Source organism: Achromobacter sp. GD03932, assembly GCF_029839485.1.
GTDB lineage: Bacteria > Pseudomonadota > Gammaproteobacteria > Burkholderiales > Burkholderiaceae_B > Achromobacter > Achromobacter bronchisepticus_A.
The window spans coordinates 61,980-88,958 of sequence record NZ_JAOCAT010000023.1; the positions used below are offsets into that span (position 1 = coordinate 61,980).

General features: G+C 65.3%; 26 protein-coding genes. 17 read left to right on the forward strand and 9 right to left on the reverse strand.

What is annotated here, in order from left to right; all coding sequences use genetic code 11:
* The first annotated feature begins 38 nt into the window (after nucleotides 1–38).
* Nucleotides 39–953 carry a LysR family transcriptional regulator gene (locus tag N5C88_RS20950; RefSeq protein WP_280016152.1) on the forward strand — a complete coding sequence of 305 codons (915 nt, stop codon included), beginning with the start codon at nucleotides 39–41 and terminating at the stop codon, nucleotides 951–953.
* A 135-nt stretch (nucleotides 954–1,088) separates the two neighbouring features.
* Here N5C88_RS20950 and N5C88_RS20955 read toward each other — a convergent pair whose 3' ends face one another.
* Nucleotides 1,089–1,256, reverse strand: coding sequence for a YhfG family protein (locus N5C88_RS20955; RefSeq protein ID WP_118932472.1), 168 nt, complete (start codon nucleotides 1,254–1,256; stop codon nucleotides 1,089–1,091).
* Nucleotides 1,257–1,464: 208 nt separating this feature from the next.
* Here N5C88_RS20955 and N5C88_RS20960 point away from each other — a divergent pair, with 208 nt between their 5' ends.
* The 4 genes from N5C88_RS20960 to N5C88_RS20975 all read left to right on the forward strand — a co-directional run bounded on the left by N5C88_RS20960 (nucleotide 1,465) and on the right by N5C88_RS20975 (nucleotide 5,662).
* Entirely contained in the window at nucleotides 1,465–1,851 is a 387-nt protein-coding gene (locus tag N5C88_RS20960) for a Rid family detoxifying hydrolase (protein WP_013393965.1), read from the forward strand.
* A gap of 39 nt (nucleotides 1,852–1,890) precedes the next feature.
* Entirely contained in the window at nucleotides 1,891–3,981 is a 2,091-nt protein-coding gene (recG, locus tag N5C88_RS20965) for an ATP-dependent DNA helicase RecG (RefSeq protein ID WP_059375855.1), read from the forward strand.
* Nucleotides 3,982–4,061: 80 nt separating this feature from the next.
* On the forward strand, nucleotides 4,062–5,012 hold the full coding sequence (locus N5C88_RS20970; RefSeq protein ID WP_054454135.1) for a LysR substrate-binding domain-containing protein: 951 nt from the start codon (nucleotides 4,062–4,064) through the stop codon (nucleotides 5,010–5,012).
* A gap of 149 nt (nucleotides 5,013–5,161) precedes the next feature.
* Complete coding sequence (locus tag N5C88_RS20975) at nucleotides 5,162–5,662, forward strand: Dps family protein (RefSeq protein WP_059375859.1); 501 nt, start codon at nucleotides 5,162–5,164, stop codon at nucleotides 5,660–5,662.
* Nucleotides 5,663–5,729: 67 nt separating this feature from the next.
* Here the strand turns inward: N5C88_RS20975 and N5C88_RS20980 are convergent, their stop codons facing one another.
* The gene (locus N5C88_RS20980) at nucleotides 5,730–6,335 is read right to left on the reverse strand and encodes an alpha/beta hydrolase (RefSeq protein ID WP_059376180.1); all 606 of its coding nucleotides are present in this window, start codon (nucleotides 6,333–6,335) and stop codon (nucleotides 5,730–5,732) included.
* A gap of 315 nt (nucleotides 6,336–6,650) precedes the next feature.
* Here N5C88_RS20980 and N5C88_RS20985 point away from each other — a divergent pair, with 315 nt between their 5' ends.
* The 5 genes from N5C88_RS20985 to N5C88_RS21005 all read left to right on the forward strand — a co-directional run bounded on the left by N5C88_RS20985 (nucleotide 6,651) and on the right by N5C88_RS21005 (nucleotide 12,164).
* Nucleotides 6,651–7,778 (forward strand): branched-chain amino acid ABC transporter substrate-binding protein, encoded by a 1,128-nt coding sequence (locus N5C88_RS20985; RefSeq protein ID WP_059375861.1) that lies wholly within the window; start codon nucleotides 6,651–6,653, stop codon nucleotides 7,776–7,778.
* A 207-nt stretch (nucleotides 7,779–7,985) separates the two neighbouring features.
* Nucleotides 7,986–8,687: a response regulator gene (locus tag N5C88_RS20990; RefSeq protein ID WP_082400978.1), complete on the forward strand. Its 702-nt coding sequence runs from the start codon at nucleotides 7,986–7,988 to the stop codon at nucleotides 8,685–8,687.
* The gene (locus tag N5C88_RS20995; protein WP_280016154.1) at nucleotides 8,680–9,972 is read left to right on the forward strand and encodes an ATP-binding protein; all 1,293 of its coding nucleotides are present in this window, start codon (nucleotides 8,680–8,682) and stop codon (nucleotides 9,970–9,972) included. Before N5C88_RS20990 ends, N5C88_RS20995 begins: the two co-directional genes overlap by 8 nt.
* 148 nt (nucleotides 9,973–10,120) lie before the next feature.
* Nucleotides 10,121–11,215, forward strand: a complete 1,095-nt coding sequence (locus N5C88_RS21000) for a serine hydrolase (RefSeq protein ID WP_280016156.1) — start codon at nucleotides 10,121–10,123, stop codon at nucleotides 11,213–11,215.
* Nucleotides 11,216–11,276: 61 nt separating this feature from the next.
* Nucleotides 11,277–12,164, forward strand: coding sequence for a MipA/OmpV family protein (locus N5C88_RS21005; RefSeq protein ID WP_059375869.1), 888 nt, complete (start codon nucleotides 11,277–11,279; stop codon nucleotides 12,162–12,164).
* A gap of 83 nt (nucleotides 12,165–12,247) precedes the next feature.
* Here N5C88_RS21005 and N5C88_RS21010 read toward each other — a convergent pair whose 3' ends face one another.
* The 4 genes from N5C88_RS21010 to ugpB form a co-directional block, all read right to left on the reverse strand.
* Nucleotides 12,248–13,336, reverse strand: coding sequence for a sn-glycerol-3-phosphate import ATP-binding protein UgpC (locus N5C88_RS21010; RefSeq protein WP_059375873.1), 1,089 nt, complete (start codon nucleotides 13,334–13,336; stop codon nucleotides 12,248–12,250).
* Nucleotides 13,337–13,464: 128 nt separating this feature from the next.
* Nucleotides 13,465–14,316, reverse strand: a complete 852-nt coding sequence (gene ugpE / locus N5C88_RS21015) for a sn-glycerol-3-phosphate ABC transporter permease UgpE (RefSeq protein ID WP_013393954.1) — start codon at nucleotides 14,314–14,316, stop codon at nucleotides 13,465–13,467.
* Nucleotides 14,317–14,337: 21 nt separating this feature from the next.
* Nucleotides 14,338–15,219: a sn-glycerol-3-phosphate ABC transporter permease UgpA gene (gene ugpA, locus N5C88_RS21020; RefSeq protein ID WP_059375876.1), complete on the reverse strand. Its 882-nt coding sequence runs from the start codon at nucleotides 15,217–15,219 to the stop codon at nucleotides 14,338–14,340.
* A gap of 198 nt (nucleotides 15,220–15,417) precedes the next feature.
* Entirely contained in the window at nucleotides 15,418–16,731 is a 1,314-nt protein-coding gene (gene ugpB, locus N5C88_RS21025; protein WP_059375879.1) for a sn-glycerol-3-phosphate ABC transporter substrate-binding protein UgpB, read from the reverse strand.
* 193 nt (nucleotides 16,732–16,924) lie between these two features.
* On the opposite strand from ugpB, the gene proC reads away from it, so the two are divergent.
* The 7 genes from proC (at nucleotide 16,925) to N5C88_RS21060 (ending at nucleotide 23,687) form a co-directional block, all read left to right on the forward strand.
* On the forward strand, nucleotides 16,925–17,758 hold the full coding sequence (gene proC / locus N5C88_RS21030; RefSeq protein WP_280016157.1) for a pyrroline-5-carboxylate reductase: 834 nt from the start codon (nucleotides 16,925–16,927) through the stop codon (nucleotides 17,756–17,758).
* Between the two features lie 41 nt (nucleotides 17,759–17,799).
* Nucleotides 17,800–18,324, forward strand: a complete 525-nt coding sequence (locus N5C88_RS21035; RefSeq protein ID WP_088140781.1) for a queuosine precursor transporter — start codon at nucleotides 17,800–17,802, stop codon at nucleotides 18,322–18,324.
* 431 nt (nucleotides 18,325–18,755) lie between these two features.
* Nucleotides 18,756–19,871 carry a high-affinity branched-chain amino acid ABC transporter substrate-binding protein gene (locus N5C88_RS21040; protein ID WP_059375890.1) on the forward strand — a complete coding sequence of 372 codons (1,116 nt, stop codon included), beginning with the start codon at nucleotides 18,756–18,758 and terminating at the stop codon, nucleotides 19,869–19,871.
* Between the two features lie 189 nt (nucleotides 19,872–20,060).
* Nucleotides 20,061–20,987 (forward strand): high-affinity branched-chain amino acid ABC transporter permease LivH, encoded by a 927-nt coding sequence (livH, locus tag N5C88_RS21045; RefSeq protein ID WP_054454161.1) that lies wholly within the window; start codon nucleotides 20,061–20,063, stop codon nucleotides 20,985–20,987.
* Complete coding sequence (locus tag N5C88_RS21050; RefSeq protein WP_059375894.1) at nucleotides 20,987–22,222, forward strand: high-affinity branched-chain amino acid ABC transporter permease LivM; 1,236 nt, start codon at nucleotides 20,987–20,989, stop codon at nucleotides 22,220–22,222. Before livH ends, N5C88_RS21050 begins: the two co-directional genes overlap by 1 nt.
* The gene (gene livG, locus N5C88_RS21055; protein ID WP_013393946.1) at nucleotides 22,219–22,986 is read left to right on the forward strand and encodes a high-affinity branched-chain amino acid ABC transporter ATP-binding protein LivG; all 768 of its coding nucleotides are present in this window, start codon (nucleotides 22,219–22,221) and stop codon (nucleotides 22,984–22,986) included. Before N5C88_RS21050 ends, livG begins: the two co-directional genes overlap by 4 nt.
* The gene (locus tag N5C88_RS21060; protein ID WP_013393945.1) at nucleotides 22,986–23,687 is read left to right on the forward strand and encodes an ABC transporter ATP-binding protein; all 702 of its coding nucleotides are present in this window, start codon (nucleotides 22,986–22,988) and stop codon (nucleotides 23,685–23,687) included. The genes livG and N5C88_RS21060 overlap by 1 nt, the downstream gene beginning before the upstream one ends.
* A gap of 87 nt (nucleotides 23,688–23,774) precedes the next feature.
* Here the strand turns inward: N5C88_RS21060 and N5C88_RS21065 are convergent, their stop codons facing one another.
* The 3 genes from N5C88_RS21065 to N5C88_RS21075 are packed head-to-tail and all read right to left on the reverse strand — an operon-like array spanning nucleotide 23,775 to nucleotide 26,957.
* Nucleotides 23,775–24,509: an amino acid racemase gene (locus N5C88_RS21065; protein ID WP_118932467.1), complete on the reverse strand. Its 735-nt coding sequence runs from the start codon at nucleotides 24,507–24,509 to the stop codon at nucleotides 23,775–23,777.
* 1 nt (nucleotide 24,510) lies between these two features.
* On the reverse strand, nucleotides 24,511–25,977 hold the full coding sequence (locus N5C88_RS21070) for a D-aminoacylase (protein WP_280016159.1): 1,467 nt from the start codon (nucleotides 25,975–25,977) through the stop codon (nucleotides 24,511–24,513).
* 2 nt (nucleotides 25,978–25,979) lie between these two features.
* The gene (locus tag N5C88_RS21075) at nucleotides 25,980–26,957 is read right to left on the reverse strand and encodes a tripartite tricarboxylate transporter substrate binding protein (protein ID WP_059375902.1); all 978 of its coding nucleotides are present in this window, start codon (nucleotides 26,955–26,957) and stop codon (nucleotides 25,980–25,982) included.
* Nucleotides 26,958–26,979: the final 22 nt, after the last annotated feature.

Below are 26,979 nucleotides of genomic sequence, written 5' to 3' on the forward strand. Positions count from 1 at the left end.
TAAAATAGAAAGATCGGATCAATTCATAGAGAAAACCCATGAATCTGTCTGCTCGCCAATTGCGCGCGTTCGTGGCCCTGGCCGAAGAAAAACACTTCACCCGGGCCGCCCAGCGCTGCCACCTGACGCAGCCGGCCTTCAGCGCCCTGATCCGCCAACTGGAGGACAGCGCGGGCTTGCGCCTGTTCGACCGCAACACGCGCCATGTGGAACTGACGGTCGAAGGGCAGGTGCTGGACGCGACCGCGCGCAGGCTGCTGGCCGACATGGACCTGGTCATGGAGGACCTGCGCGACCATGCCGCCAGGCGCCGTGGGCGGGTGGCGCTGGCGGCCTTGCCTTCGCTAGCCGCGGGTTGGCTGCCGGGGCTGTTGGCGCGCTTTCGCGAAGCCTATCCAGGTATCACGGTGGACCTGCGCGATGCGCTGCTGGATCCCTGCCTGGATCTGGTGCAGGCAGGGCAGGTCGACTTCGCCGTGGCTTCGCGGCGGCCAGACATGAACGATCTGGACAGCGAGTTCCTGCATGCCGACCGCTACTTCCTCGTATGCCGCGCCGACCATCCGCTGGCGGACGCGGGCCGCGCCCGGCTGCGCGACATCCTGCGCTATCCCATGATCCAGCTCGCGCGCGGCAGCAGCGTGCGCAAGCATCTGGACGCCGCCCTGGGCGCAGACGCGCCCGCGCCGGTGTTCGAGGTCGAACACCTGGCCACGGCAACGGGGCTGGTGCGCGCGGGGCTGGGCATCTCGGTGGTGCCGGCGATGACGCTGTTCCACTTCGGCGGCGCCGACCTGCGCATCGTGCCGCTGGCCGGCAAGGCCTTGACCCGGCCTCTCTACCTGGTGCGGCGCAAGGGCCGCACGCTATCGGTCGCAGCGCAGGCCTTGTATGACCTGCTGCGGGAGCATCGGGGGGATATCGATAGCCCGGGATGCCATGGAGTTGGCTAGTCATGGCGGCAATCTCGGAAAGATCTTGCTCAGCCTGCGCGAGCAACGAATCGTCCCGGATGTTCAGTCGGTTGCGCAGCGCGAAACCGCCGGGGTAGCAGTACGGATCCTATCCGGTGCCGTACTTGTCCAATGTCAGGCAGGCTTGCGATAGGCGCGCAACACGGCTTCGCGGGAAGGCAGTTCGCGCTGCGCGTGGGCGGGCGTGACTGGGTAACCTTCCAGGCGCAGGCTGGCTGCGTAGTTGGAGCGGCGCACCTTTGCCCAGTAGTCCAGCTTGGCTTGGAGGCTGGTGTTTTTCAAGGGAAACGCCTCATTTGAGAAACTGCGTGGGTATCCAGACGATTATGCCGAAGCGCGCATTGGACTTGGCTGGCCCAGCCTTGCGGGAAGCATCATATATGTTCCGTCTTGCAGCCACCCTACGGCATTCAGCCACTTTCGCAAAAGTCTATTGCTGGATAAACTTCGATAGTTGTAGTTTCTATCCGACTTTCGAAGGATTCCGCCCATGAGCAAGCAAATCATCCATACCGACACCGCGCCCGCCGCGGTAGGCCCTTACTCGCAAGCGGTTGCCGTAAGCGGCACCAAGACTGTCTATCTCTCGGGCCAGATCGGCCTGGAGCCGGGCACTGGCGATCTGGTCTCCGAGAACTTCGATGCGCAGGTGCGTCAGGCTTTCGCCAACATGCAGGAAGTCATCAAGGCTGCCGGCGGCACGCTGGACAATGTGGTCAAGCTGACGCTGTTCCTGACCGACCTGGGCAAGTTCACGGCCGCCAACGCCATCATGGCCGAGATCATTCCCCAGCCGTTCCCGGCGCGCTCGACCATCGGCGTGGCCAGCCTGCCCAAGGGCGCGCAGTTCGAGGTCGAAGCCATTCTGGTCCTGTAAGGCCCGTCCGGACTTTTCAATCCAGGGGTTCGTTTCTCCATGCCGGCCGCAGCCGCGGCTTCCAAGCGATCCGGCGCCGACAACAAAGGCGCCGGCAAAGCGATGACGGATACGGAGCGCAAGCTTCGTAACCTGGGTTTGGTGCTGCCCGAGGACTTCGTGCTGCACCTGCCGCTGCGCTACGAGGACGAAACCCGCATCATGCCGATCAGCGCCCTGCGGCCCGGTTTTGCCGGGCAGGTCGAGGGCGAGATCACCAAGTCCGAGGTTCTCTACCGGCCCCGGCGCCAGCTGACCGCAACCCTGGCGGACGACAGCGGCGAACTGCAATTGCGCTGGCTGAATTTCTACCCCAGCCAGCAGAAGCAAGTCACGGTGGGCAAGCGCCTGCGTGCGCGCGGCGAGGTCCGTGGCGGCCTGTTCGGGCGCGAGATGGTGCATCCGCGCATGACCAATGCCGACGCGCCGCTGCCCACGGCGCTGACGCCCGTCTATCCCAGCACCGAAGGGCTGCCGCAACTGACGTTGCGCCGTGCCATCGCGCAGGCGCTGGACCGCGCCGACCTGTCCGACACCTTGCCCGACGAGGCGCGGGCGCGTTACGACCTGCCGCCGTTCGAACCGGCCATCCGCGCGCTGCATACGCCAGCGCAGGGCGAGTCCGAGCAGGCCTTGCTGGATCGCGTCCATCCCGCCTGGCGGCGCATCAAGTTCGATGAACTGCTGGCGCAGCAGCTGTCGCTGGCGGCCGCGCGCGCTGCGCGCCGCGTCAAGGAAGCGGAATCGTTGCCCGTGCGCAATGAGGCTGGGGGCCTGGTCGCCAGATTGTACGAAGCCTTGCCGTTCAAACTGACCGGCGCGCAAGAGCGCGTGGTTCAGGAAATTTCCGCAGACCTGGCCAAGCCGTATCCGATGCACCGCTTGCTGCAAGGCGACGTGGGCAGCGGCAAGACGGTCGTGGCGGCCATCGCCGCCGCCCAGGCCATCGCCAGCGGCGCGCAGGTCGCGCTGATGGCGCCCACCGAAATCCTGGCGGAGCAGCACTTCCGCAAACTGGTGTCCTGGCTGCAGCCGCTGGGCGTGAACGTGGCCTGGCTGAGCGGCAGCCTCGCCGCCAAGGCGCGCCGCGAAGCCGTGGCGGCCGCGGCTGACGGCAGCGTGCAATTGATCGTGGGCACGCAGGCGCTGATCCAGGACAACGTCGAATTCCATCGCCTGGGCCTGTCCATCGTCGACGAGCAGCACCGCTTTGGCGTCGGGCAGCGCCTGGCGCTGACCCGCAAGGGTGAAACCGTGCGCGGGCGCAATGTGCCGCACCAGCTCAACATGAGCGCGACGCCGATTCCGCGCACGTTGGCCATGACCTTTTTCGCCGACCTGGACGTGTCCGTCATCGACGAGCTGCCGCCTGGGCGCAGCCCCGTGCTGACCAAGCTTGTGTCGGACGCAAGGCGCGAGGAAGTCATCGCCCACATTGCCCAGGCCGCGCGCGGCGGGCAGCAGGCCTACTGGGTTTGCCCGCTGGTCGAGGAAAGCGAGGCCCTGGAACTCCAGACCGCCGTGGACACCTACGAAGGCATGCGCGCCGATTTGCCGGACCTGCGCATCGGACTGGTGCATGGCCGGTTGCCGCAAGCCGAAAAGGCCGCCGTGATGCAAGCGTTCCGAGATGGCGAAGTCGACCTGCTGGTCGCCACCACCGTGATCGAGGTGGGCGTGGACGTGCCGAACGCCTCGCTCATGGTGATTGAGCACGCCGAGCGTTTCGGCCTGGCGCAGCTGCATCAGCTGCGCGGCCGGGTAGGGCGCGGCACCGCCGAATCGGTATGCGTGCTGCTCTATCAGACGCCGTTGTCGCAAGTGGCGCGCGAACGCCTGCGGGCCATGTTCGAGACCTCGGATGGCTTTGAAATCGCCCGCCGCGACCTGGAACAACGCGGCCCGGGAGAGTTCCTGGGCACGCGCCAGTCCGGCATGGCCTTGCTGCGCTTCGCCGACCTGGAAACGGACGCGGCCATCGCCGAAGACGCACGCGATGCGGCGGTCTGGCTGCGCGCCGAGCATCCGGCCGCGGTCGAGGCGCACCTGGCGCGCTGGATGCGCGGGCGCGAGGATTTCCTGCGCACTTGACCATGCAGCCAGCCGCCAATCTCAATCTAGCAAGCGCCAGCCACAAGGCTGGGGCATAACCCCCGGGGGCGTAGTCCACCATGACTCTCACCGAACTCAAGTACATCGTCGCCGTTGCGCGCGAACGGCATTTCGGCCGGGCGGCCGAGGCCTGTTTCGTCAGCCAGCCCACGCTCTCGGTAGCGATACGCAAGCTGGAAGACGAATTGGGCGTGACGCTGTTCGAGCGCGGCGGCGCCGAGGTCGGCGTCACCCCCATCGGCCAGCGCATCGTGGCGCAGGCGCAGAAGGTGCTGGAAGAAAGCGCCAGCATCAAGGAGATCGCGCGCCAGGGACACGACCCGTTGGCCGGCCCCTTGCGCGTCGGCGTCATTCACACCATCGGTCCGTACCTGTTGCCGCGGCTGGTGCCGGAGCAGATCCGCCGCACTCCGCAGATGCCGCTGTTGCTGCAAGAGAATTTCACGGTGCGGCTGGTTGAACTGCTGCGCCAGGGCGAGATCGATTGCGCCATCATGGCTTTGCCGCTGCCCGAGGCCGGCCTGGTCATGCAACCCTTGTACGACGAGCCCTTTGTGGTGGCCGTGCCCAATGACCACGAGCTGGCCCGGCGCCAGGCGATCGACGCCCAGGACCTGAAGCAGCAGACCATGCTGCTGCTGGGCAGCGGCCATTGCTTCCGCGACCAGGTGCTGGAAGTCTGTCCCGAGCTGTCGCGCTTTTCGGCGGCCAGCGATGGCATCCAGCGCACCTTCGAAGGCTCGTCGCTGGAGACCATCCGCCACATGGTCGCGGCCGGCATTGGCGTGACCGTGTTGCCCGTGACCGCGGTGCCGGAACAGCCCCCATCCAACAGCCTGCTGCGCTATCTGCCATTTGACGGCCATGTGCCAGAGCGCCGCGTGGTGCTGGCCTGGCGTCGCAGCTTCCCGCGGCTGGCCGCCATCGAGGCGCTGGCGCAGGCGGTCTATGCCTGCGAGCTGCCCGGCGTGAAGATGCTGACCGACGAGGTGGCGGCGGTGCAGGATTGATTTCCGGACCGCTGTCCGGCGGCTGCGCGCGCGGTTTGCGCCGCGTCAAAAGGTCGCAGGACTGATTGATGAAAGCGGCGGATATTGCGGCATTTCGCCGCATTTGCAGTGTTATCCTTGTTTCGCACATACATCCCTAGGAGCTAGCAATGGCCAAGTCCCCCAAGAAGACCTCCAGCGTTCCGCGCATCAACATCGGCATCTCGGACAAGGACCGCGCCGCCGTCGCCGGCGAACTGTCCAAGCTGCTGGCCGACTCGTACACGCTGTACCTGATGACGCACAACTTCCACTGGAACGTCACGGGGCCCATGTTCAACACGCTGCACCTGATGTTCATGACCCAGTACACGGAAGAGTGGAACGCACTGGACAGCATCGCCGAGCGCATCCGCGCGCTTGGTCACTATGCGCCGGGCACCTACCGCGAATTCAGCAAGCTGTCCTCGATCTCCGAGCCGGACTCGGTGCCCGAGGCCCTGGAAATGGTGCGCCTGCTGGTGACCGCCAACGAATCGGTCGCCAAGACCGCTCGCGCCGCCTTCGAGAAGGCCGATGCCGCCAACGACCAGCCCACGGCCGACCTGCTGACGCAGCGCCTGGACGTGCACGAAAAGAACGCCTGGATGCTGCGCAGCCTGCTGCAGTGATCGCGACGGCCGCCGCATGAAAAACGGAGCCTCGCGGCTCCGTTTTTTTTCAGTAGCAGGACTGAGTTCAGGGTTGGTGCGATAGCGGCCGCGCCGGGATGGGCGCGATCCGCTCGGGCGGCGGCGTCACCCGCCACACCGCGCGCCGGCGCAGCGCGCCCAGCAGCTTCAGGCCCTGCGGCCAGTCGTCCAGGCCGCTCTCGGCGTTGATGTGGCCAGCGCCCGGCACGACCACCAGCCGGCTGCCCCAATCGCGCGCAAAGGCGCGGGCGCGTTCCAGTTGGCAATAGGGATCGTTGTCGCTGGCCACCACCACGCTTTGGAAGGGCAGGGAATGGCGCGGCACCGGCCCGAAGTTTCTCAGGCAGGCGGGAGCATTGTCGCGCTCCACGTCGGCGGGCGCCACCAGCAGGGCGCCAGCGACCTTGGCGCGCAGCGGCACCGGCAGGGCGGCGCTGATCAGGCAACCCAGGCTGTGCGCGACCAGGAGGACGGGACTGCGGGCCTCGTTCACCTCGGTGGCCAGCGCCGCGATCCATTCGCCGGGAGTCGGATGTTCCCAGTCGCGCTGCTCGACGCGGCGCGCATGCGGCAGCAGGGCCATCCAGCGCGATTGCCAGTGTTGCGGTCCGGAGTTTTTCCATCCGGGAACGATGATCGGTTGGAGTCTCATGGCGGCCATGATGCCGGGCGGCCTTAGTAACGCAAACGAATAAATCGTCTTTTGCATATACGCCAGCGGGCATAAGGGCAGCCCGCGAACAATGCCGCAGCGCAATAATCGGACGGGTGTCAACGTGGTCCGAAACTGGCCTGAGAAGGGCTATTTTTCAGTGTATGCTTGCCGTGCAATCGCAATGCAACCGGGCGTGACCAGGGCCGAAACCCCTGCAAAGGGCAGTCCAGCAGGCATGCATGGCCTGGAGATGATCCGGCGTCCGACCCGGTGCAAAAACTAACGATTACAAATCATTAGAGGAGTCCACACATGAAGCCAGTATTTCGTCTGACCCCGGTCATTGCAGCGCTGGGCGTCGCAGCCGGTCTGGCGTTTGCCTCGGGAGCGCAAGCGCAAACCATCAAGATCGGCGTGGTCGGCCCCACCACCGGCGCGGTCACGCAGTATGGCGATATGGTCCGTGAAGGGGTCGATACCGCGGTCGAGCGCATCAACGCCGCCGGCGGCATCAACGGCAAGAAGCTGGAAACGGTCGTGATCGACGACGGCTGCGAACCCAAGCAAGGCCCGGTCGCCGCCAACCGCGTGGTCAACAGCAAGATCGGTTTCGTCGTGGGCCACGTGTGCTCGGGCGCCACCATCGCCGCCGCCGACATCTACAACAACGAAGGCGTGGTCATGGTCACGCCGTCGGCCACGTCGCCGGCGCTGACCGACGGCAAGAACTACGAGTTCATCTTCCGCACCATCGGCCGCGACGACCAGCAAGGTCCTGCCGCCGCCAAGTTCATCCTGGAAAAGATCAAGCCCAAGAAGGTCGCCGTGCTGCATGACAAGCAGTCCTACGGCCAGGGCATCGCCACCGCGGTCAAGAACGACCTGGAGAAAGGCGGCGTGGCCGTCGCCGTGTTCGAAGGCATCAACGCCGGCGACAGCGACTACTCGGCCGTCATCACCAAGCTGAAGAGCCAGGGCGTGGACTTCGTCTACTACGGCGGCTACCACCCTGAAATGGGCCTGCTGCTGCGCCAGGCGGCCGAACAGGGCGTGAAGGCCAAGTGGATGGGTCCGGAAGGCACGGGCAACCCCGACATCAACGCCATCGCCGGCGACGCCGTCGAAGGCATGCTGTTGACGCTGCCGGCCGACTTCACCCAGAACGCCGCCAACGCCGACATCGTCAAGGCCTTCGAAGCCAAGAAGCGCAACGCCAGCGGCGCCTTCCAGATGACCGCCTACACGGCCACCCAGGTCATCGCGGACGGCATCAAGGGCGCGGGCAGCGACGACCCGACCAAGGTCGCCAAGTACCTGCACGCCAACTCCTTCGATACGCCGATCGGCAAGGTGTCCTGGAACAAGCAGGGCGACCTGACGAACTTCCAGTTCGACGTGTTCACCTGGCACAAGGACGGTTCCAAGACCGTCTACAAGTAAGTCCATGCGCGGGCCGCCGGCCCGCGACGCCGGCGGAGCCACTAGCGGTTCCGCAGGAAACCGGGCCGGAAGCGACAGTCTTCCGGCCCGGTTTTTTTGTTCCTCCGACGAACCGGGAACCGGCGCGGCGCGTTCCGGTCGAACGCGCGCCCGCCGCATTTGCGTAGAATGCGGCGCCATCGACCTCACTTTTTCTGTCTGGACACCATGACCAAGGCCTTGTTAGTCGAAGACGATCCGAAACTATCGCGCCTGATTGCGCAGTTCCTGGAGCAGCACGGTTTCCATGTTGCCCAGGCCTACCGCGGCGATCACGCGGTGGAGGCATTCCGCAGGCATGACCCGGCCATCACCATCCTGGACCTGATGCTGCCTGGCCGCGATGGCCTGCAGGTGTGCCGCGATCTGCGCGCGTTCTCGTCCGCGCCCATCCTGATGCTGACGGCCCGCGAGGACGACCTGGACCAGATCCTGGGCCTGGAGTCCGGCGCGGACGACTATGTCATCAAGCCCGTGGAGCCCCGTGTGCTGCTGGCGCGGGTGCGCGCGTTGCTGCGCCGGCATAGTCAGCTGGACGAGCCGCCGGAGCGCCTGGAGTTCGGCCCTCTGGTGATAGATCGTCGTACGCGCGCCGTGGTCCATGCCGGTTCCGAAGTGGACCTGACCACGATGGAGTTCGAGATGCTCTGGGCGCTGGCCAGCCAGGCCGGCCAGGTGCTGACCCGCGACGACCTGCTCAACGCGGTGCGCGGCATCGAATTCAACGGCCTGGACCGCAGCGTGGACGTCTGCGTCAGCAAGCTGCGGCGCAAGCTGGATGACGACCCGCGCGATCCGGCGCGCATCAAGACCGTGTGGGGCAAGGGCTATCTGTTCTCGCCCAAGGCGCACGAGGGCGGTGATGCTTAAGTTTGTCCTGCGGCTGTTCGTGGTGCTGGCGGTGGGCTTCGTCATTTCCAACGAAGTGGTGGACCGGTCCGCCAACTACTTCTTCGAACCCGTCAGCGATGCCTACACGCGCGAAGCGGTGCGTGGCCAGATCCACAGCCTGGTGCAGGAACTGGGCCGCGTACTGCCCGCCGAGCGCGAGGCGCACGTGCGCGACGCGCTGGCGCCGCACTACGGCCTGGCCCTCAGGGTGGTCGACGCCGACAGCTATGGCGCCACCGAGGACGAACGCGCCATGGTGGAGTCCGGCAGCTTCTTCGTGCGCGACAAGCAGCAGACCTTCGTGGCGGCGATTCCCGGTCCGGGCAGGCAATGGCTGGAGGTCAAGCTGCCACCGGAACCATCCATCGCCCCCTGGCTGATGGCCGCGGTGTATTCCGCCCTGGGCCTGTTGCTGTGCGCCTTCATGCTGGTGTGGGCGCTGCCCATCTGGCGCGACCTGGAAGCGCTGAAGACCGCCGCCTTGCGCATGGGGCAGGGCGACCTGCAAGCGCGGGCGCGCCTGTCGCGCCATTCCAGCATCCGCAACCTGGGCGATACCTTCAATCAGATGTCCGACCGCATCAGCGCCTTGGTAGGCAACCAGCGCGACCTGACCAATGCCGTGTCGCACGAGTTGCGCACGCCGATCGCGCGTCTGTCGTTCGAACTGGACATGATGGACCGCGAGGACGACCCCGCCGCGCGCAGGCGATTGGTCGAGGAAATGAAGAGCGACGTGGCCGAGCTGGACGCCATGGCCTCGGAATTGCTGATGTACGCCCGCCTGGAGCACAAGGGCGACGGCGTGGCGCTGCAACCGCAGGACGCGCGCGGCTGGCTGGATTCGGTGGTGCAGCATGCCGGCTTCGAGGCCGGCGTGTCGGGCGTGCGCTGCGAAGTGGCGCTGTGCCAGGTGCCCGAGGTGCACCTGCACCAACGCTACATGACGCGTGCCTTGCTCAACCTGCTGCAGAACGCCATCCGGCATGCTGGCAGGCAGGTCCAGGTCAGCTTGATCAGTCCGGGCGCGCGCGAGTACGTGCTGATCGTGGACGACGACGGCCCCGGCATCCCGCCAGCCGACCGCGAGCGCATTTTCGAACCCTTCATCCGCCTGGACGAAAGCCGCGACCGCGGGACGGGCGGAGTCGGGCTGGGCCTGGCCATCGTGAGCCGGGTGGCTCGCTGGCACAACGGGACCGTGCAGGCGAGCGACAGCCCCCTGGGCGGCGTGCGTTTCGTGATTGCCTGGAAGACCGCCTGAAGGCTGACGGCCGCGGCGCGGCACAACGTAAACAAACTTCACAATCCGCCGCCGCAATCTTCACAAACTCCATACAAAGCGGGAAAGATCGCGGGCAGGCGCCTGGATAGCATGACGGCAGTTCTCTTCAGAGGTCTTGCCGCTAGCCATGTTTTCCCTCAGCCGCCTGGTTGCCGTAGGTATGTTGCTGGTCGCCGCGGGCGGTTGCCAGGGCGTGCCTCCCGAAGCGCCGCCTCCGATCGCCCAGGGCGACTACAAGGCGGTGGTGGGTTATCTGGCCCAGCGCATCCCCTATGACATGGACGCTTCCGGCGTGCCGGGCCTGTCGATCGCCATCGTCGACGACCAGCGCGTGGTGTGGAGCACGGGCTTCGGCTACGCGGACCCGCTGCGCCATCGCAGCGCCACCAGCGACACGCTGTATCGCGTAGGGACCATCACCAAGATCGTCACGGCCGCGGGCGTGCTGCGCGCAGCCGACGACGGACGCCTGGCGCTGGACCAGCCCGCCTCGCAGGCGCTGCCCGATTGGGACATCCAACCGCGCCGCGGCGCCATGCAATGGCTGGGCACGCATCCCTTCACCGCCCGCAATCTGCTGGCGGTGCACCCTGGATCGTTGGAAGACACCATGGGACGCGCACGCGCGGACATGGCCTACGCCCTGTTGGGCGACATGGTCGCGCACGTGGCGAGCGAACCGTTCGACACCTACGTGCGCCGCACCATCCTGCAGCCGCTCAACATGGCGCGCGCCGGGTTCCATCCCGACCCGCGCATGCTCGAATTGCGCGCCTCGGGCTACCGTCGCGGCGCGCCCTGGACCGAGGCGCCCCAGCCCAACGAAGCGGCCGACGGCCTGTGGCTCAGCACCTCGGAGATGGCGCGCTTCTCCAGCATGTTGTTCGCCGACGGCGTCTACGAAGGGCGCCGGATACTCAATGCCGACTCGGCCCGCGCCGTGCTCGACATGGAAACGGTGGAAGGCGGCTTGGCGCTGGAGTGCCGTCTGGCCTTGTCCTGGCTGGCAGCGCCCTGTGGCGACGATATCGCCGGCACGCCATTGCGCCTGCATAGCGGCGCCACCGAAGCCTTCCATTCGCGCCTGGTGCTGGCGCCGCGCGACAAGCTCGCAGTGCTGGTCATGAGCAATTCCGACACGAGCGAGCCGTTGGTGGCCTCGGTGTCGACGATGGCGATGGCGCTGATGCGCCAGGCCAAGCAGGGCGCAATCGCCCAATAGATCGGGCCGTTCCCGGCTCCCCGGTTTTATCCCCCCTCAACCTCGTTTCTTGGAAGCTGTTATGAAGCGAAAAATCCGTTCCACCCTGTTTAAACGCGGCGCCGGCGTCGCGTGTCTGCTGGCTTTAGTCCCGGGACTGTCCCTGGCCGATGACGCTGCGAACAGTTCCGTCTACGGCCAGCGCGGGGCCAGCTCGCGCGGGTTGACGGTGGCGACCGGGGAGGGGCCGGCGGACGAATGGCTGTTCTACGGCACGCTGGGCGCAGGCTACGCGCCGCGCTACAGCGGCAGCGACGAGTACTCCGCGACGCCGATCTTCGGCGCAGGCGTGCGCAGTCCGGGCGGCTTCTTCCTCGGTACCGACCGCGGCCTCGGCTGGGAGACGCACGCGCTGAACAGCACATTCAGCTTCTATCTGCAGCCCAGCGCGGCGCGCAAGGACCACAAGAAGGGCTACCAGGGCTCGGACAAGTTGCGCGGCATGGGCGACATCAAGAGCCGTGCGCAGATCGGCATGGATGCCGAAACCACGCTGGGCCCGGTGACCCTGTCGGCCACGATCGCGCATGCCTTCAAGAAGGGCGATGACCGGGACGTGGGCAGCGCCTACACGATGTTCAACCTGGGAGCCAGCACCACCGTGTACGAAGGCAGCGCTGGAGCGATCTCGCTGGCCTTGTCCGGCACCTTCGGCGACGGCAACTACATGCGCACCTGGTATGGCGTGAGCGGCAAGCAGTCGGCGAACTCGGGCTATCGCAAGTACACGCCCAAGGGCGGCCTGGAAAGCGTGGGCCTGGGCGCGACGTGGACCGTGCCGCTCTCCAAGTCCTGGTCGTGGACCACGGCGGCGGAAGCGCGGCGCCTGTATGGCGACGCGGCGGACAGTCCCATCGTGCGGGACCGTGCGCAGTACTCCATCGGCACCATGATGACGTACTCGTATTGATCGGGGGAAAAGCCCGTTCCCGGACGGGAGCGGGCTAGGCGGAAGCGGGCGGGCATTGCCGCCGGCTTCCGGCCAGGGATGGTTTACAGGCCTTGCACGCGGCGGCCGCTGTCGGCCTCGAACCAATGCAGCGGATGGCGGCCGTCCGGGCCCAGGTTGACGCGGTCGCCGACCTTGGCCGAGGACTCGGACAGCTGGCGCGTGGTGCAACGCACGACCAGCATGTTCTTGCCGCAGCGGCTGTGGACCAGCTGTTCGGAGCCCAGCGTTTCGACCATTTCGACTTCGGCCGGCACGCCCTGGGTGTTCAGCAGCATGTGCTCGGGACGCATGCCCATGATGATCTTGCGGCCGCGCACCTGGGAGGGCACCTGCAGCGGCGAGATATCCAGCGCGACGCCGTCCAGTGTCTGCACCGTGCCGTCGCCGGCCACGTTCACTTCCATCAGGTTCATCGGCGGCGAACCGATGAAGCCGGCGACGAAGGTCGAGGCGGGCTTTTCGAATACTTCCATCGGCGTGCCGATCTGTTCAGGCACGCCCTGGTACATGACGATCATGCGGTGGGCCAGCGTCATGGCTTCGACCTGGTCGTGGGTCACGTACAGGCTGGTGGTGCCCAGGCGGCGATGCAGCTTCATGATTTCCAGGCGCATCGCCACCCGCAGCTTGGCGTCCAGGTTCGACAGCGGTTCGTCGAACAGGAACACCTTGGGTTCGCGCACGATGGCGCGGCCCATGGCCACGCGCTGGCGTTGTCCGCCGGACAACGCGCGCGGGCGGCGGTCCAGCAGGTGGCCGAGTTCCAGGATCTGCGCGGCCACATCCACGCGCTTCTTGATCTCGTCCTTGGAGAACTTGCGGATCTTCAAGCCGTAGGCCATGTTCTCGAACACGGTCATGTGCGGGTAGAGCGCGTAGTTCTGGAACACCATCGCGATGTCGCGCTCGGCGGGTTCCAGGTTGTTGACGACCTTGTCGTCGATGAGGATTTCGCCGCTGGTGACGGTTTCCAGGCCGGCGACCATGCGCATCAGCGTGGATTTGCCGCAGCCCGAGGGGCCGACGATGACGATGAATTCACCGTCCTTGACGTCCATGTCGATGCCATGGATGACCGGCACATTGCCGGCGTAGGTTTTCTTGACGTTACGAAAGCTGAGAGTAGCCATGAGTTATTCGTGTTCGGAGTCGTGTTCGGGTGGGCGAGGGCGGGCAGGGGGCACCTTTTCATCGCCGAGCCGTCTCAAGATGAAAACGCCCCCCTGGGGGGCAGCAAGCCGAAGGCGCGGCGTGGGGGTCATTTTTCAGTGTCGACCAGACCCTTGACGAACCATTTCTGCATCAGGATGACGACCAGCGCCGGCGGGATCATCGCGAGCATGGCGGTGGCCATGGTGATGTTCCATTCGGTCACGCTGTCGCCGCCGCTGATCATCCGCTTGATGCCGATGACGACGGGGTACATGTCTTCCTGCGTGGTCACGAGCAGCGGCCACAGGTATTGGTTCCAGCCGTAGATGAACTGGATCACGAACAGCGCGGCGATGCTGGTCTTGGACAAGGGCAGCAGCACGTCGCGGAAGAAGCGCACCGGACCCGCGCCGTCGATGCGCGCGGCCTCGATCAGCTCGTCAGGCACCGTCAGGAAGAACTGGCGGAACAGGAAGGTCGCGGTCGCCGAGGCGATCAGCGGCAGGGTCAGGCCGGCGTAGCTGTTGAGCAGGCCGAGGTCGGCCACGACCTTGTAGGTGGGCGCGATGCGGACTTCGACGGGCAGCATCAGCGTGACGAAGATCATCCAGAAGAAGAACATGCGGCCGGGGAAGCGGAAGTACACCACCGCGAAGGCCGACAGCAGCGAGATGGCGATCTTGCCGATGGAAATCGCCAGCGCCATGATCAGGCTGACGTACATCATGCGGCCCACGGGCGCACCCGACGAACCGCCGGACGAGCCGCCGAACAGCGCCTGCATGTAGTTGTCGACGAAATGCTTGCCGGGGATGAGGGACATCGGCGCGGACGCCACTTCCTGCGCGGTCTGGGTCGACGCGACGAAAGTGACATAGAGCGGAAATGCCACCATCGCCACGCCGCAAAGCAGGATGACGTGGGCCAGAATATCCAGCCAGGGACGGCGTTCAACCATTGTTTATAGCCTCGGACAAAATCAATACTGCACTTTGCGGTCGACGTAGCGGAACTGCACGACCGTCAAGGCAATCACAATGAACATCAGCACCACCGACTGCGCCGCGGACGAACCGAGGTCCAGGCCGCGGAAGCCGTCGCTGTACACCTTGTAGACCAGGATGGAGGTCGACGTGCCCGGACCGCCCTGCGTGGTCGTGTCCACCACGGCGAAGGTGTCGAAGAAGGCATAGATGATGTTGACCACCAGCAGGAAGAACGTGGTGGGCGAGAGCAGCGGGAACACGATGCTCCAGAAGCGGCGCGACGGGCTGGCGCCGTCGATCGCGGCGGCTTCGATGAGCGAGCGCGGAATCGATTGCAGGCCGGCCAGGAAGAACAGGAAGTTGTACGACACCTGCTTCCATACCGCGGCGATCAGCACCAGGGTCATGGCCTGGTTGCCGTCCAGGCGCGGATTCCAGTCGACGCCGGCATGGCGCAGGGCCACGGCCAGGATGCCGACGGAAGGCGAAAACAGGAACAGCCACAGCACGCCGACGACGGCGGGCGCCACGGCATAGGGCCAGATCAGCAGTGTCTTGTAGAGCCCGGCGCCGCGGATGACGCGATCTGCCATGACGGCCAGCAGCAAGGACACGCCCAGCCCGACCACCGCCACGAGGATCGAGAACACGGCGGTGACGCGGAAGGAATCCAGGTAGGCCTGTTGCGAGAACAGTTCCATGAAGTTGTCCAGCCCGACGAACTCGGAGGACAAGCCGAATGCATCTTCCAGCCGCAGCGATTGCCACATGGCCTGGCCGGCCGGCAGGAAGAAGAAGACCACGGTAATGATGATCTGCGGCAGGAGCAGCAGATAGGGCAAGGTCTTGTGCCCGAATACAACACGTTTTTCCATAGGGGGAACCCAAGGTACAGAAAAGCGGCGGTTGGAGTAACCGCCGCCTGAAACCGCCTTCGTAAAATGCGACAGGCTTAAAGCCCTAAAACCCCCAGGGCCTTAAGCCTTGTACTGCCTAGTGCAAAACAGCCCAAGTCCTTGTTACGGCATGGAAAATACCGATTGACAGGACTGGGCTGGCGTCGCGGAAGGGCGTTACTTTACACTCTTCTCGAATTTTTCCAGCAGTTCGTTGCCTCGCTTGACGATGTTGTCGGCGCCGTCCTTGGCGCTGACCTTGCCCGAAACGATGCGTTCGATTTCGGCGTCTTCGATTTCACGGATCTGCGGCAGGAAGCCCAGGCGCAGGCCGCGCGATTGCGCGGTGGTTTCGACGTTCAGCTGCTTGACGCCGACTTCGGTGCCCGGGTTCTTGTCGTAGAAGCCGTCCTTCTTGGTCAGCTCGTAAGCGGCCTTGGTGACAGGCACGTAGCCGGTCTGCTGGTGCCAGCGGGCGGCGATTTCCGGGCTGGCCAGGAACTTGAAGAACGCGGTCACGCCCTTGTAGGTTTCCGGCTTCTTGTTGGCGAAGACCCACAGCGAAGCGCCGCCGATGATGGTGTTCTGCGGCGCGCCTTGCACGTCGGCGTAGTAGGGCAGGGTCGAGGTGCCGAATTCGAACTTGGCGTTCTTGGCGATGTTGGCGCGCAGGCCGGACGAGCCGGTGATCATGGCGCACTTGCCGCTGATGAACAGCGAGTTCGGCTCATCGCCGCGGCCGCCGTACATGAAGATGCCTTCCTTGCCCAGCTTGGCCAGGTTTTCCAGGTGGCGCACGTGCAGCGGGGTGTTGATGGCGATGCGGGCGTCCAGGCCGCCGAAACCGTTGTCCTTGGTGGCGTACGGCACGTTATGCCAGGCCGAGAACGTTTCCAGCTGGACCCACGACGGCCAGGAGGTGGTGTAGCCGCATTCCTGGCCGGCGGCCTTCAGCTTCTGGCCGGCGGCAGCCAGCTCTTCCCAGGTCTTGGGCGGCTTGTCGGCGTCCAGGCCGGCCTTCTTGAAGGCGTCCTTGTTGTAGTAGAACACCACGGTCGAGCTGTTGAAGGGCATCGACACCAGCTTGCCGTCGGCCGACGAGTAGTAGCCGGCCACGGCGCCGATGAATTCCTTCGGATCGATCGGGTTGCCGACTTCTTCCGACATCTGCTGGACCGGCTTGATGGCGCCCTTGGCGTACATCATGGTGGCGGTGCCGACTTCGAACACCTGGAGGATGTCCGGGGCGTTGCCGGCGCGGAACGCGGCGATGCCGGCGTTCATGGATTCACCGTAGTTGCCCTTGTAGACTGCCTTGACTTGGTAGTCGGGGTTCTTTTTGTTGAATTCGTCGACCAGGCCGTTCACGCGGTCGCCCAGCGCGCCTTCCATCGAGTGCCAGAATTGGATCTCGGTGGCGGCATGCGCGGAGGCGCCTGCGAAAGCCGTCATGATGGCGGCAAAGGTTAAGGCAATACGGTGGGATCGCATAGAGAGGTTCCTCCAGTTGGGCGTGACGCGACCGGGTTGTCCGGGCGCAGAAAACACGACACCTTATGAATTGTTTGTGACAAAACCGTGACTTTCACATCACTCCAAACGCCTGTCAAATTGCGCGTTTTAGGCGCGAACGAACATTTTTCTTTTTTTTCCCAACGAGAACTCCCGTTTACAATCGGCTCCTATGAAAAACGAACTTTCGATTGCGTTCATCGGTGGCGGCAATATGGCCGCTGCGCTGGCCTCCGGCCTGGCCGGCAAAGTATGCGCCGCCGGCAACATACATGTCATTGACATAAACCAGGATTCGCATGCCGCCTGGCAGGCTCGCGGCATGACCACCGCGACGGCTCCGGGCGAGGCCCTGGCGCGGTGCCGGGTCTGGGTGTTCGCTGTCAAGCCACAGAACATGAAGGACGTTGTGGCTTCCACGCGTCAATGGTTGCGTGAAGACACTTTGGTGGTAAGCGTGGCGGCCGGCATCCGCGCCGATACGCTGGCCGCCTGGCTAGGCACGCCCGAAGCGCCGTTCAAGCGCCTGGTGCGCTGCATGCCGAACACGCCGGCCCTGGTGGGCGCCGGCATCACCGGCCTGGCGGCCCTGGATGGGGTGGACGCAGCCGACCGTGACCTGGCGGCCCGATTGCTGTCCAGCGTGGGCGAAGTGGTGTGGGTCGCCGACGACGCCGCGCTCGATGGCGTGACCGCGTTGTCGGGCAGTGGCCCGGCGTATGTGTTCCTGTTCCTGGAAGCGCTGGTGGCCGGCGGGCAGAAGGTCGGCCTGACGGCCGAGCAAGCCAAGCAATTGGCGTTGGGCACGCTGGCTGGGGCGACGCGCCTTGCCGCCGAGTCTTCTGAACCGCTGGCCACGCTGCGCGAACGTGTGACGTCCAAGGGCGGCACCACGGCCGCGGCGCTCAATGCGTTCGGCGCGGCCGGGTTTGCCGGCATCGTCGAAGACGCCATGGCGGCCGCCGCCCAACGCTCGCGCGAGCTGGCGGAGGAGTTCGGCAAATGACGGCCGCGGACGGGAGCGCGGGCTCCCGGCGCTTTGCGCTCATGAGCCGGCCGCAATTCGCCATCGCCGTGCTGTGCATGCTGGTGGTGGTGGTCGGTTCGAACATCCTGGTGCAGGTGCCGCTGAATGACTGGCTGACCTGGGGCGGGCTGTCCTATCCGGTCGCCTTCCTGGTCACGGACGTGCTGAATCGCCGTTTCGGCCCGGCGGCCGCGCGCCGAGTGGTCTGGTTCGGTTTTGCCGCCGCCCTGGTCGTGTCGGTATGGGTGGCCTCGCCGCGCATCGCGCTGGCTTCGGGCCTGGCCTATATCTGCGCGCAACTGGTCGACATCCAGGTGTTCGACCGATTGCGCGACCAGCGCTGGTGGCGCGCGCCCTTGGTGTCGGGCGTGCTTGGCGCCATCCTGGACACGGCCGTGTTCTTCAGCGTGGCTTTCGCGGCTACCGGCGCGCCCTGGATGACCTGGATGATGGGCGACCTGGCGATCAAGCTCGCGGTCAATATCAGCATGCTGGCGCCTTTCCGGGCGCTGATGTGGAATCTGGCCAAGCCGGCCAATGCCTGAGCATGCGGCGGGGCGCCTGTGGTCTTCAGGCCGCCCCGGGCTTTAATCCAGTGAATAACTACGCACGTTAATTATTATTCGTAAGTCCTGCGTAAGCACTGTATTTAAATGCGTCTTTAAACAGCGTATTAATCGGCGGCTATATATATCCCAAAGCACAATTTCGGATGGCGCGCCAGATGATAAATACGATTTTCTTGCGGATTCTCCAACGATTTCATGGGTTTGCCCCGGCTATCCGTCACGATTAAAGGTGCGCGCCAAAATATTGGGGATTACACGCAGTGACAGTATGGCGGCTTGCTTCCAGAATACCGGCCACACCGTGTTTTTGCCCAAGAAGCCGGCGACGGGCGACGAGGATTAACGGATTACCCAACCGATAAACCGCGTCGGACAGAGCCGCTCAAAACCTCGCTGGAGAACTCCGCATGAAGTTTCTGAATCGCCTTACCCCGGTAGCCATGGCGCTTGGGGCACTTGCCTTGGCTGGCGCCGCGCACGCCGCCGACACGATCAAGATCGGCATTCCCCAGCCCATGACCGGCCCCAATACGCAATACGGCGACCAGATCCAGGCCGGCGCATTGACCGCGATCGAGACCATCAACGCCAAGGGCGGCGTCAAGGGCAAGAAGCTCGAACCCATCCTCATCGATGACGGCTGCGAACCCAAGCAGGCCGTGCCGGCCGCCAACCGCGTGGTCAACTCCGGCGCCAAGTTCGCCGTGGCCCATGCGTGCTCGGGCGTGACCGTGGCCGCCGTCAAGGTCTACGAGGAAGAGGGCATCGTCGGCATCACCCCGGGCGCGACCTCGCCGCTGGTCACCGACACGATCAAGCCGCATTACTTCTTCCGCACCATCGGCCGCGACGACCAGCAAGGTCCGTACGCCGCCAACTACATCGCCAAGACCCTGAAGCCGAAGAAGGTCGCCGTGCTGCATGACAAGCAGACCTACGGTTCGGGCGTGGCCACCCAGGTCCGCGATTCGCTGGGCAAGGAAGGCGTGAACGTCGCCATGTTCGAAGGCATCAACGTCGGCGACAGCGATTACTCGGCCATCATCACCAAGCTCAAGTCGGCTGGCGTGGACCTCGTCTATTTCGGCGGCTACCACCCCGAGCTGGGTCTGTTGCTGCGCCAATCGCGTGAACAAGGCCTGAAGGTCCAGTTCATGGGTCCGGAAGGCACCGCCAACCAGGATCTGGTGGCGATCGCCGGCCCGGCCATCGACGGCCTGCTGGTCACGCTGCCGGCCGACTTCACCAAGCTGCCCGGCAACGAGAGCATCGTGAAGGCCTTCAAGGACGCCAAGCGCGATCCGGACGGCGCCTTCCAGATGCCGGCGTACGCCGCCGTGCAGATCCTGGCCGACAGCATCAACGCGGTGGGCGAAGACCCCGCCAAGGTGGCCGACTACATGCACAAGACCACTTTCAACACCGGCATCGGCAAGGTCGAGTACGACGCCAAGGGCGACCTGAAGAACTTCGAGTTCGCCGTCTATAAATGGGATAAGGACGGCAAGAAGACCCAGCTGTAAACTCGCGATCCCGCCGGCGTCGCCGGCGTGTAGGGCCTGTCGTCCTCGTTCTGCCGTAATCCGCGTAGCGATGCGCCAAAAGCGCTGTGCGGCCGGCGGGCGCAGATGCCAGGCCCTTATAAAATACGCCCAGGTTTCCGGCTCCGGGTCTCTCCACCGGGGCCGGAACCATTTGGAGCAAGAGAAATAATGTCTGACCTCATACCCCAACTTACCCAGCAATTCTTCAACGGATTGTCTCTGGGCGCGATCTATGCGTTGATTGCCATCGGCTACACAATGGTCTACGGCATCATCGGTATGATCAACTTCGCTCACGGCGAAATCTATATGATCGGCGCCTATGTCGGCCTGGTCACCTTGACGGCCATCGGCACCAATAGCGGCTTGCCGATACCGTTCATCATCGCGGCCATGCTGGTCGTGGCCATCGTGGTCACGGGCATCTACGGCTTCAGCGTCGAGCGCGTCGCCTACCGGCCGGTGCGCGGCAGTCCCCGCCTGGTGGCGCTGATCTCGGCCATCGGCATGTCGATCTTCCTGCAGAACTGGGTGGCCCTGGGCCAGGGCGCGCGCGACATGGCCGTGCCATCGCTGGTGTCGGGCGCCGTGCAGTTCCACATGGGCTCCGACTTCGACGTGACGGTGCCGTATTCGCGCATCATGATCATCGTGGTCACGGTGGTGCTGATGATCGGGCTGACGCTGTTCATCAAGTATTCCCGCATGGGCCGCGCCTCGCGCGCCTGCTCGCAGGACATGCACATGGCGAACCTGCTGGGCATCGACACCAACCGCGTGATCTCGTTCACCTTCGTGATGGGTGCGATCCTGGCGGCGGTGGGCGGCGTGCTGATCGCCATCACCATCGGCAAGCTCAATCCCTTCATCGGCTTCCTGGCCGGCATCAAGGCCTTTACCGCGGCAGTGCTGGGCGGCATCGGCAGCATCCCCGGCGCCATGCTGGGCGGCGTGCTGCTCGGGCTGGCCGAGACCTTCGCGGCTGCCTACATCTCCTCACAGTACAAGGACATCGTGGCGTTTTCGCTGCTGATCCTGATCCTGCTGTTCCGTCCCACCGGGCTGTTGGGCAAACCTGAGGTGGAAAAAGTCTGATGTCGAACAACAATCTGAAAAACGCCACGATGGCGGCCGTGCTGACGGCTGTCATCGTCACCCCCGTCTTCGGCCTGCAGTTGATCCGCCAGGGCGCCCGCACCACGATGGAATCGAACTGGTCGCTGGTGGCGATTGCCGCCGCGATCGTGTTCGTGTTCCAGCTGCTGCGCCCCTGGATCGCCAAGCCGTTCCAGAAGCTCAAGACGAGCCTGCCGACCTTGCCGGCGGCGCCTGTCAAGACCCACAAGCCGCTCGCGTTGTTGCTGTTGGCGATAGCGGTGGTGTGGCCGTTCTTCGCCGGACGCAGTTCGGTGGACATCGCCACGCTGGTGCTGATCTACGTGATGCTGGGCCTGGGCCTGAACATCGTCGTGGGTTTCGCCGGCCTGCTGGATCTGGGCTTCGTGGGCTTCTACGCCGTCGGCGCCTATACCTACGCCTTGCTGTACCACTGGGGCGGCTGGAGCTTCTGGGAAGCGCTGCCGTTCTCGGGCGCCATGGCCGCGCTGTTCGGCTTCATCCTGGGCTTTCCGGTATTGCGATTGCGCGGCGACTACCTCGCCATCGTGACGCTGGGCTTCGGTGAAATGATCCGCCTCTTGCTGATCAACCTGAACACGCTGACCGGCGGTCCGGACGGCATCTCGGGCATCCCCAAGCCGACGGTGTTCGGCCTGGAAATGACGCGCCGCGCCAGCACGGAAGGCGGCACCACGTTCCATGAATTCATGGGCTGGAACTTCCAGAACCAGGACATGGTGGTGTACCTGTACCTGATGGCGCTGTTGCTGGCGCTGGTCACGCTGTTCGTGTCGACGCGGCTGATCCGCATGCCGGTCGGCCGGGCCTGGGAAGCGCTGCGCGAGGACGAGATCGCCTGCCGTTCGCTGGGATTGAATCCCACGCGGATCAAGCTGTCCGCGTTCACGCTGGGCGCCATGTTCGCCGGTTTCGGCGGCGCGTTCTTCGCGGCGCGCCAGGGCATGGTGAATCCGGAGTCCTTCACCTTCATCGAATCCGCGCTGATCCTGGCCATCGTGGTGCTGGGCGGCATGGGCTCGCAGGTGGGCGTGATCCTGGCCGCGGTGCTGCTGACGGTGTTGCCGGAAGTGGCGCGCGAGTTCGCCGAGTACCGGATGCTGATGTTCGGCCTGGTGATGGTATTGATGATGATGTGGCGTCCGCAGGGGTTGTTGCCCATGAAGCGTCCCCATGTGGAGTTGGCTAAATGAGCGAGGCATTGCTGAAAGTATCCGGACTCACCATGCGGTTCGGCGGCCTGCTGGCCGTGGACAGCGTGGCGTTCGAAGTCAAATCCGACGAGGTGTTCGCCATCATCGGCCCCAATGGGGCAGGCAAGACCACCGTGTTCAACTGCGTGGGCGGCTTCTATGCGCCGACGGCGGGCGACATCACCATGGACGGCAAGGCCATCACCGGTTTGCCCAGCCACAAGGTGGCGCGCCACGGGCTGGTGCGCACCTTCCAGAACGTGCGCCTGTTCAAGCAGCTGACCGTGCTGGAGAACCTGCTGGTCGCGCAGCACACGCAGGTGGAGTCGCGGCTCTTGCCGGGCCTGCTCAAGCTCAAGTCCTATCGCCAATCCGAGACCGACGCGCTGGCGCGCGCCGCGCAATGGCTGGATTTCATGGGTTTGCGCGAGTTCGCCAACCGCGAGGCGGGCAACCTGGCCTACGGCCACCAGCGCCGCCTGGAGATCGCGCGCTGCATGATCACCAAGCCGCGTCTGCTGATGCTGGACGAACCGGCGGCGGGCCTGAATCCTCAGGAAAAGCGCGATCTGCAGTCGCTGATCGACCAGTTGCGGCGCGAGTTCGGCGTCGCGGTGCTGCTGATCGAGCACGACATGAGCCTGATCATGGGCATCTCCGACCGCATCCTGGTCATGGAGCACGGCAAGCCCATCACTACCGGCACCCCCGAGCAGGTGCGCAACGACGAGCGCGTCATCAAGGCGTACCTGGGGGAAGAGTAATGCTTAAGCTGGATAACATTCATACCTACTACGGCGCCATCCAGGCGTTGAACGGGGTGTCGGTGGAGGTCAACAAGGGCGAGATCGTCACGCTGATCGGCGCCAACGGCGCGGGCAAGACGACGCTGCTGATGACCGTCTGCGGCAACCCCCGCGCCAAGGAAGGCACGATCACGTTCGAGGGCGAGGACATCACCCACAAGGACACGCACCACATCATGCGCAATGGCATCGCCATTTCGCCGGAGGGGCGGCGGGTCTTCAAGGACCTGACCGTGGCCGAGAACCTGATGATGGGCGGCTTCTTCGCCAAGCGCGAGGAGATCCAGGCGGGCATCGACCATGTGTACGGGCTGTTTCCGCGCTTGAAAGAGCGCGCCAGCCAGCGCGCCGGCCTGATGTCGGGCGGCGAGCAGCAGATGCTGGCGATCGGCCGCGCGCTGATGACGCGTCCGCGCCTGTTGCTCCTGGACGAGCCGACGCTGGGCCTGGCCCCGCTGGTGATCGCCCAGATCTTCGACATCATCCGCGAGATCCGCGAGCAGGGCGTGACGGTGTTTCTGGTCGAACAGAACGCCAACAAGGCGCTGGGCGTGGCCGACCGCGGCTATGTGCTGGAAAACGGGCGCGTGGTGTTGCAGGACACCGGCGCCAATCTGCTGGTCAACGATCAGGTGCGCAAGGCGTATCTGGGCGGCTGATTGCGATTCCCCGCGAAGGGAAATTGGGGCGCATCGGAAGATGCGCCTTTTTTTTCGCCTGCTTGGCGCGGGGAAGGAGTAGCGGGCTCAGGCCGCCAGCAGTTGTTCCGCCTGGTAGTGCGCGATTGCGGCTCTCGCCAGCGCGTCGATGGAGTCGGTCAGCGTCACGCCCAGGCTGGGGCGCAGCGCATGCGGCACGGCCAGCGGCAGTTCGGTGCAGCCGAGCACCACGGCGTCCGCGCCGCGCGCCTTGAGGCGGGCGATGCATTCGGCGGCCGGCGCGTAGGCGTCCTCCAGGCGGTTGGCCTTGACCGCGCGGATCGAGCCCATGCAGTAACGCTCGACTTCGTCGTCGTCGGGCACGATGCACTCGTAGCCTTGCGCTTCCAGATGCCGCTGGTAGAGGCCCAGCTTGAGCGTGGCCGCGGTGCCCATCAGGCCGATGCGGCCGGCGGGCAGGCCCAGGCGGCGCAGGTCGTCGATGACGGCCTGGATGATGTGCAGCACGGGCAGGTCGGTGGACGCGGCGATCTGGTCGTACCAGAGGTGGGCCGTGTTGCACGGAATGGCGATGAGCTGCGCGCCGGCGTTCTGCAAAAAGCGCACGCCTTCCTGCATGTAGGGCAGGGGATTCTCGCCGCCGGCCATGTAGGCGCTGGAACGGTCGGGAATGCGGGGGTCGTTGCGCAGCAGCGTGGGGATGTGCTGCTGGTCGATCGCGGCGGGCGTCAATGCCGCCAGGCGCAGGGCAAAGGCGGCGCCCGCCATGGGGCCCATGCCGCCCAATACACCCAGGTAACAACCCTGGGAATAGCTGTTCACGTTATTTACTCCGAGGTAATGCCGTCCCGGGCGTCAAGACCTGGCCCGGGCGTTCGGCGCTGGTTCGTTCCCCGTCCCAGACCTGCCTGCCATTGACCCAAACTGCTTGGATGCCCTGGCTTGCCTGAATGGGAGCTGAAAAAGTGGCCACATCTGTCACCGTGGCGGGATCGAACAGCACCAGATCAGCATGATACCCCTCCCGCAACAGGCCGCGCTCGGCGATGCCGTATTGGTCCGCGGCGAGGCCGGTCATTTTGTGGATGGCCGTTTCCAGCGTCAGCAGGCGCTGTTCGCGCACCATGGCGCGCAGCACGTTGGTGAAGGTGCCCCATTGGCGGGGGTGCGGATGCGGATCGAAGGGCAGGCCGTCCGAGCCCACCATGGTCAGCGGATGCGAGAAAATGCGGCCGACGTCGGCCGGGTCCATCAGGAAGTAGATGGCGCCGGCAGGCGCGAGCCGTGCGACAGCGGCTTCGTCGTCCAAGCCCAGTTCCGCCATGACTTCGCTGAAGTCGCGGCCGGTGGCTTCGGGGTAGCCCTTGGACCAGGTGATCATGGTGCGGCTGGCCAGCCGCGCGCGGTCCAGCCGCAGCATGGTGGAGGTGGCGGGGTAGGGATGGCAATCCAGGCACACCGCCTGGGTGGCGGCGGCGCGGCTGATCAGGTCCAGGGTTTCGCGGCTGCGGCCGTGGTTGCGCTCGCCGGCCAGCTTGTGGTGCGAGAACACCACGCGGCAGTCGAGTTCGCGGCCGATCAGCAGCGCTTCTTCCATGGCCGGCACGATGTGGTCTGCCTCGTCGCGCAGATGGGTGGCGTAGACGCCGGGACGGCCGCGCAGCGGCGCGCAGACGTCGATGATCTCGTCGGTGGGCGCGGCGCTGGCCGGCGGATAGAAGGTGCCGGTGGATACGCCGAAGGCGCCCGCGTCCAGCGCCTCTTGCAGCAGCGCGCGCATCGCGGCGCGTTCGTCCGCGTCGGCGGCGCGCGAGGTGTCGTCCATCACCGCCACGCGCAACGTGGTGTGGCCGACCAGCGGGGCCACGTTGACAGCGGCGGGCGTGGCGCGCAGCGCGTCCATCCAGGCGCGGAAGCTGCTGAAACGGAACAGTTCGGCCGGACCCAGCAGGTCCAGCGGCTGCGGGATGGCGGTCCCGGCCAAGGGGGCCAGGCTGATGCCGCAATTGCCGGTGACCACGGTGGTGATGCCCTGCGAGACCTTGGGCAGCATGTCCGGATGCGCCAGCAGGTAGCCGTCGTCGTGGGTGTGGGAGTCGATGAATCCGGGCGTCAGGGCCAGGCCGCCGGCGTCGATGACCGGCACGCCAGCGGGGTGGGCGAAGTTGCCCACCGCCGCGATGCGGCCGTCATGCACCGCCAGGTCGCCCTGTCGGGCGGGTCCGCCGGTGCCGTCGACGAGGGTGGCGCCCGCCACGATGAAGTCTGCTTGCAGCATGCGCGCGCTCATGTTCAGTCGAGTTTCTCGATGCCGGCACCGTCGATGATCCGTTGCCACTTGGCGGTCTCGCGGTCGATCAGCTGCTTGAAGTCGGCGGGCGAGCCGCTGGCCGGTTCGGCGCCCAGCGTGGCCAGGCCCGTGCGGACTTCAGGCGCCTGCAGCGCCTTCTGGATGGCGGCGTTCAGGGTTGCCACCACTTCCGGCGGCGTGCCCTTGGGCGCCACCACGCCGCCCCAGGCCACGGTTTCGTAGCCCTTCAGGCCAGCTTCGTCCAGCGTGGGCACGTCGGGCATCAGGGCCAGGCGCTTCAGGCTGCTTACGCCGATGGCGCGGACCTTGCCGCTCTTGACCAGCGGGGTCGCTTCCGAGGTGTTGACGAACAGGTAGTCCAGGCGGCCGCCCAGCAGGTCCTGGATGGCGGCGGGGCCGCCGTTGTACGGGATGAACATGACGTTGACCTTTGCCATGCTCTTGAAGAGTTCGCCACCCATGTGGCCGGTGGTGCCCACGCCCGAAGCGCCGTAGGACAGGCGGCCGGGTTCCTTGCGGGCGCGGTCGATCAGGTCCTGCACGCTCTTGATCGGCGAGTCGGCCGGCACGATCAGCGCGTTGTACAGGTCGAACAGATGGGCCACGGGCGTCAGGTCCGCGTCCACGTCGTAGGGCAGGCGCTTGAACAGGGAACGGTTCACGGCCAGCGTGTTGATGTTGCCGTAGCCGACGGTGTAGCCGTCGGGCGCAGCGCGCTTGACCAGGGCGATGCCGATGTTGCCGGCGGCGCCGGGGCGGTTCTCGACCACCACGGTGGCCCCGGTGTCGCGCGCCAGCTGGGTCGTGATCAGGCGCGACAGCACGTCGGGCGAGCCGCCGGCGGCCGACGGCACCACGAAGGTGATGGGCTTGTCCGGATAGGCGCCGGCGGTGGCGCCGGCCGACATGGCGGCGCCGAGCGCCAGCGCGGAAAGGCCGCGGAAGAGTTTGCTGCGCATGGTGGATTCCCCTTGATTTTGT

Bases quoted from the DNA above. Each gene is read 5' to 3' on its own strand.
- N5C88_RS20950 (WP_280016152.1), top strand. From the start codon at position 39: ATGAATCTGTCTGCTCGCCAATTGCGCGCGTTCGTGGCCCTGGCCGAA.
- N5C88_RS20980 (WP_059376180.1), bottom strand. From the start codon at position 6,335: ATGAGACTCCAACCGATCATCGTTCCCGGATGGAAAAACTCCGGACCG.
- N5C88_RS21070 (WP_280016159.1), bottom strand. From the start codon at position 25,977: ATGAGCGCGCGCATGCTGCAAGCAGACTTCATCGTGGCGGGCGCCACC.
- N5C88_RS21050 (WP_059375894.1), top strand. From the start codon at position 20,987: ATGTCGAACAACAATCTGAAAAACGCCACGATGGCGGCCGTGCTGACG.
- N5C88_RS20990 (WP_082400978.1), top strand. From the start codon at position 7,986: ATGACCAAGGCCTTGTTAGTCGAAGACGATCCGAAACTATCGCGCCTG.
- N5C88_RS21010 (WP_059375873.1), bottom strand. From the start codon at position 13,336: ATGGCTACTCTCAGCTTTCGTAACGTCAAGAAAACCTACGCCGGCAAT.
- N5C88_RS21035 (WP_088140781.1), top strand. From the start codon at position 17,800: ATGAGCCGGCCGCAATTCGCCATCGCCGTGCTGTGCATGCTGGTGGTG.
- ugpB (WP_059375879.1), bottom strand. From the start codon at position 16,731: ATGCGATCCCACCGTATTGCCTTAACCTTTGCCGCCATCATGACGGCT.
- ugpA (WP_059375876.1), bottom strand. From the start codon at position 15,219: ATGGAAAAACGTGTTGTATTCGGGCACAAGACCTTGCCCTATCTGCTG.
- N5C88_RS21040 (WP_059375890.1), top strand. From the start codon at position 18,756: ATGAAGTTTCTGAATCGCCTTACCCCGGTAGCCATGGCGCTTGGGGCA.
- N5C88_RS21005 (WP_059375869.1), top strand. From the start codon at position 11,277: ATGAAGCGAAAAATCCGTTCCACCCTGTTTAAACGCGGCGCCGGCGTC.
- N5C88_RS21060 (WP_013393945.1), top strand. From the start codon at position 22,986: ATGCTTAAGCTGGATAACATTCATACCTACTACGGCGCCATCCAGGCG.
- N5C88_RS20975 (WP_059375859.1), top strand. From the start codon at position 5,162: ATGGCCAAGTCCCCCAAGAAGACCTCCAGCGTTCCGCGCATCAACATC.
- proC (WP_280016157.1), top strand. From the start codon at position 16,925: ATGAAAAACGAACTTTCGATTGCGTTCATCGGTGGCGGCAATATGGCC.
- N5C88_RS21075 (WP_059375902.1), bottom strand. From the start codon at position 26,957: ATGCGCAGCAAACTCTTCCGCGGCCTTTCCGCGCTGGCGCTCGGCGCC.
- recG (WP_059375855.1), top strand. From the start codon at position 1,891: ATGCCGGCCGCAGCCGCGGCTTCCAAGCGATCCGGCGCCGACAACAAA.
- ugpE (WP_013393954.1), bottom strand. From the start codon at position 14,316: ATGGTTGAACGCCGTCCCTGGCTGGATATTCTGGCCCACGTCATCCTG.
- N5C88_RS21000 (WP_280016156.1), top strand. From the start codon at position 10,121: ATGTTTTCCCTCAGCCGCCTGGTTGCCGTAGGTATGTTGCTGGTCGCC.
- N5C88_RS20995 (WP_280016154.1), top strand. From the start codon at position 8,680: ATGCTTAAGTTTGTCCTGCGGCTGTTCGTGGTGCTGGCGGTGGGCTTC.
- N5C88_RS20960 (WP_013393965.1), top strand. From the start codon at position 1,465: ATGAGCAAGCAAATCATCCATACCGACACCGCGCCCGCCGCGGTAGGC.
- livG (WP_013393946.1), top strand. From the start codon at position 22,219: ATGAGCGAGGCATTGCTGAAAGTATCCGGACTCACCATGCGGTTCGGC.
- N5C88_RS20985 (WP_059375861.1), top strand. From the start codon at position 6,651: ATGAAGCCAGTATTTCGTCTGACCCCGGTCATTGCAGCGCTGGGCGTC.
- livH (WP_054454161.1), top strand. From the start codon at position 20,061: ATGTCTGACCTCATACCCCAACTTACCCAGCAATTCTTCAACGGATTG.
- N5C88_RS20970 (WP_054454135.1), top strand. From the start codon at position 4,062: ATGACTCTCACCGAACTCAAGTACATCGTCGCCGTTGCGCGCGAACGG.